Below are 3,407 nucleotides of genomic sequence, written 5' to 3'. Positions count from 1 at the left end.
ATTCTCTCAACACACTTCCCCGAAGAACAAAACCATTATGCTGAATGGTTCAGCAAGAAACGCCAGGCGGGGCGGGGCTGGCCTGTCCGATATCTTATCCAGCGAAGCGCCGCGCGTCCTTCAAAAGCAGGATGAGTTGCCGGTCGTCGTCTGGCGTCGGTTCGAATCCGAAACGGCGATAGAATGCATCAGCATCGGCGTCAAGGGGGTGCGTCAGCAAAGCCCGGATGCCCGCATGCTCGGCAATTGCAAGCGCCCGATGGATAGCATCTTGCAAAAGACTAAAGCCGATACCTTGTTTTTGATAATCGAGATCCACGGCAAGGCGTGCAAGAATAACTAGCGGAATCGGGTACTGTCCCATTCCCCGACGAATGCGTTCAGGTGCATCGAGTGTATCGATTTGGCCCACCGTCAGGCTGAAATAACCGACAACACGAGTTTTATCACAAACCACGAAGGTTCTCGCCGAGCCGCTACCTTGCGCCTGGCGGGCGTGACGCAACAGCCAGTCGGTGAGACCGGATTTACCGCAGTCAAAATCTTCCAGCCGATGTTGCGCATCGAGTGGCTGCGGCGCGGACAAGCTCATTTTTTGGCCCACACCGGGGCTCGGGAGAACAGATCGGCCAATCCGGGGTTGTCAGATTCTGGCCGATCGAGCATTTCCAGAATCGCTTGATACTGACTGCCGGTCACCATGAACAGGCGCTGGTCGAGCAGGGTCTGCTCGGCAGCCTGGTAAGCGGCATCGAGAATGAAATCAGTCAGTGATTTATGGTCGACCTCGGCGGCGCGACGCAGTACAGTTTCCTGAGCCGGTGTTGCGCGCAGTCCAAGGCGGGCCGAGCGCGTCGTAGTGTTTGTGGTCAGCATGGCAACCGTCCTTGTGGTGTACATTGGGTGTCATGTTAGTACAAATGACGCTACTCGTCCAGGCGACTGTAAGCGGGTGACAGGGCTCATGTACATCCATGTATTTACATTGCTACCCAAACGGGCCGGAATAGAACCGGGCATAGGTAAAATGGGGGAGGGGGGACCAAGTGATCACGAAAATTTTCAGAAATGGCAATTCGCAGGCCGTCCGCATCCCGGCGGAACTGGCCTTCAAGAATTGGAAGAAAGAACGTTTTTACTTTGGTCTGAAAAACTGTGCTCCCAAAAGTTGATGTCTTTCTGTGACAATCCCAGGTCCTGCAAAACCGCACGCCAACCTTGCAGCGCTTCACAGCACTCGTGGACAATATGTGTCGCTTCCGACCTATCCAGACCAAAGGCCTCCACCATGGACAGCGCGTTTTGCAAAGTGGCCTGACGCCCTTCTTTACCGAGAGCGATGGATAAGTCGAATTGGGTATGCAGACCGGGGCGACTATGCGTTGGGTTGATGTCATATGCCGGTGATAATTGCCAGGTGCCGTCCACGCCCAGAATTACCGCATGATTACGCAGATGGTCATCCGTATTTCGGACCAGCCAGTTGAAGATCATTCTCCTGAAAAGCTCCGTCGCTCCAGACAGGTCCCCGAACATCCTCAGATGGTTGGCCAGGTCAGGATAACTGCCTAGCCGGTTTTCGCTTTCATCGAAATTCAAAAGAGACAGGCCACTGACCATGGCCAAGTGCCGCCTGTTTTCTGGGGTGCCGACCCGATCAAAGCGTTGCGACAGAAACACATGGCGACCATCCTGGAGTGGATACAGTTCGGTATTCGGCGTTGTGATTCCAGCGCGGCGGGCCAGCATCATGGTGGCCTGCTCCAGGAGACCTACGTCATAACTGTCCCGATAGGCGGGCAGCTTGGCCAGCCACATTTGCCCCTGGTGGTAAACCGAGAGTTTCGGGCGAGCGCCCCCCATACTGGTTCTTTGTACCAGAAAATCCGCCAACGGCTGCAGGGGATAGGATGATGGGCCTTCCTGCTCCAGAGATTCGACGGCCTGCACAATCGCAGACAGATCCGGCAGGTCATCGGTCCTATTCACGGGCGCGGGGATCACCGGACCGCTCTCCAGGTCTCTGGAAAACGCCAGAAATCCGGGGCGATCCTGAACATCCGCCTGCAATAAGTCCGAGAATTGCACGGACTCTACTGCGATACCCAGATTTTTGGCATAAACCAGCGTGCCCCAGTAATCCGGCAAGGCATCCCGAATCGGTCCCGGTAGTCCCCGGTTCATTGTCTGGGTCAATATAGGCGGGCCGTCTTTCCGCCATGCGGGCATAGGAGCGATGGGCGGCAAATCGTCGCGTTCACGATAACTGCGCACATACTGAAAGGTGCTGATCGCCGCGCTTTCGTGGTAAGTCAAAATGCCTGCCAGGTACCTTTGTGTCGCATCAGGGCAGACGTACACATAGAACAACGGCGCATTATCCGTGCGGCTCATAGGCTATCCGCCAGATCATCGGGTGAAACACTTCTGGATCGACGGCGGGTACGCAGGCTTTGTTCGAGGGCCGCCCCCTGGTAGTCACGGTCATACAACAGCAGGTTATCAAGGTCCCCCAGCATCCCCAGTAAAGACAAAACCGCCACCCAGGTGCCAATGGCGGTCCCCGGGTCCGCCTTTTCCATTTTGCGGTAGGTAACAATGCTCACCTGCAGTAATCTGGCCATTTCGATTTGTGACCATCCACGGCGCTTACGGGCGCGTTTCAGCCGCTCGGCAAGGCTCCGCAGAGAGGACTCCATGCGGCGGGATTGACCATGAGCCGGCTCAGTCCGCTGCAGCTTTTTGTTAGGCAAAATATCCATAATAAATACTATAATATCTACTATTGGTTTATTTGGATACTATTTTATGGATGTTTTTTCCCAATTCGAGGTTACGGCGATAGATCGACTATAAGCAGATGACAGGGTTTATGTACCTCTATGTATTTACAGTATTTCTCAGCGGTAACGCTGGTTCTCGAAACTTTGACTGATTCAAAACTAATCACTATGATTTGAAAAAAACCAAACCACATCAGAAAGGCTCGTGCCCGATGGACATCAAGGAGGTGCAACATGACCGCAGCAACCAAAGTGCTGACCGCACACGTACCGCTTCCGTTGGCAGACAAGGTAGATCAGATGGCTTCACGACTTGAGCGTTCGCGCGGCTGGATCGTAAAGCAGGCGCTTTCCGCCTGGATCGCCCAGGAAGAGGAGCGCGACAGACTGACCCTAGTAGCGCTGGCTGACGTAGACGCCGGCCGCGTCATCGATCACCAGGCCGTGCAAGCGTGGGCGGAGAGCCTTAGCACTGACCAGCCGCTGCCGGTGCCGCGTTGATGGAGCTGAAGTGGACCAGCAAGGCGCTTTCCGATTTGGCGCGCTTGTATGAATTTCTAGCTCCGGTGAACAAGCCCGCCGCCGCGCGGGCGGTGCAGGCGCTGACCAAGGCCTCGACCATTC

The 3,407-nt window shown here is 55.2% G+C and carries 6 protein-coding genes and 1 pseudogene; 3 read left to right on the top strand and 4 right to left on the bottom strand.

Annotated features, from left to right (window positions below; translation table 11 throughout):
* Nucleotides 1–94: 94 nt before the first annotated feature.
* Both Q0C48_RS12295 and Q0C48_RS12290 read right to left on the bottom strand, forming a co-directional pair.
* The gene (locus Q0C48_RS12295) at nt 95–592 is read right to left on the bottom strand and encodes a GNAT family N-acetyltransferase (protein ID WP_010638964.1); all 498 of its coding nucleotides are present in this window, start codon (nt 590–592) and stop codon (nt 95–97) included.
* The gene (locus Q0C48_RS12290; RefSeq protein ID WP_291524777.1) at nt 589–876 is read right to left on the bottom strand and encodes a DUF1778 domain-containing protein; all 288 of its coding nucleotides are present in this window, start codon (nt 874–876) and stop codon (nt 589–591) included. Before Q0C48_RS12290 ends, Q0C48_RS12295 begins: the two co-directional genes overlap by 4 nt.
* A 170-nt stretch (nt 877–1,046) precedes the next feature.
* On the opposite strand from Q0C48_RS12290, the pseudogene Q0C48_RS14725 reads away from it, so the two are divergent.
* Nucleotides 1,047–1,094: pseudogene (locus tag Q0C48_RS14725) on the top strand (hypothetical protein); the annotation flags it as partial.
* Between the two features lie 16 nt (nt 1,095–1,110).
* On the opposite strand, the gene Q0C48_RS12285 reads toward Q0C48_RS14725, so the two are convergent.
* Nucleotides 1,111–2,394, bottom strand: a complete 1,284-nt coding sequence (locus Q0C48_RS12285; protein ID WP_291524775.1) for a type II toxin-antitoxin system HipA family toxin — start codon at nt 2,392–2,394, stop codon at nt 1,111–1,113.
* A complete protein-coding gene (locus Q0C48_RS12280; protein ID WP_158006076.1) occupies nt 2,391–2,753 on the bottom strand; it encodes a helix-turn-helix transcriptional regulator in 363 nt (120 codons plus the stop codon). The genes Q0C48_RS12285 and Q0C48_RS12280 overlap by 4 nt, the downstream gene beginning before the upstream one ends.
* A gap of 264 nt (nt 2,754–3,017) precedes the next feature.
* Here Q0C48_RS12280 and Q0C48_RS12275 point away from each other — a divergent pair, with 264 nt between their 5' ends.
* Nucleotides 3,018–3,284, top strand: a complete 267-nt coding sequence (locus Q0C48_RS12275; RefSeq protein ID WP_024894543.1) for a CopG family ribbon-helix-helix protein — start codon at nt 3,018–3,020, stop codon at nt 3,282–3,284.
* Nucleotides 3,284–3,407: type II toxin-antitoxin system RelE/ParE family toxin (locus Q0C48_RS12270; protein WP_291524781.1), on the top strand; the 124-nt coding region annotated here is incomplete at its 3' end. The genes Q0C48_RS12275 and Q0C48_RS12270, both read left to right, overlap by 1 nt.

The organism is Acidithiobacillus sp. (assembly GCF_023255755.1).
GTDB lineage: Bacteria > Pseudomonadota > Gammaproteobacteria > Acidithiobacillales > Acidithiobacillaceae > Acidithiobacillus.
The sequence above is the reverse complement of the archived record's forward strand: the minus strand, read 5'-3'. Positions and strand labels throughout refer to the sequence as shown.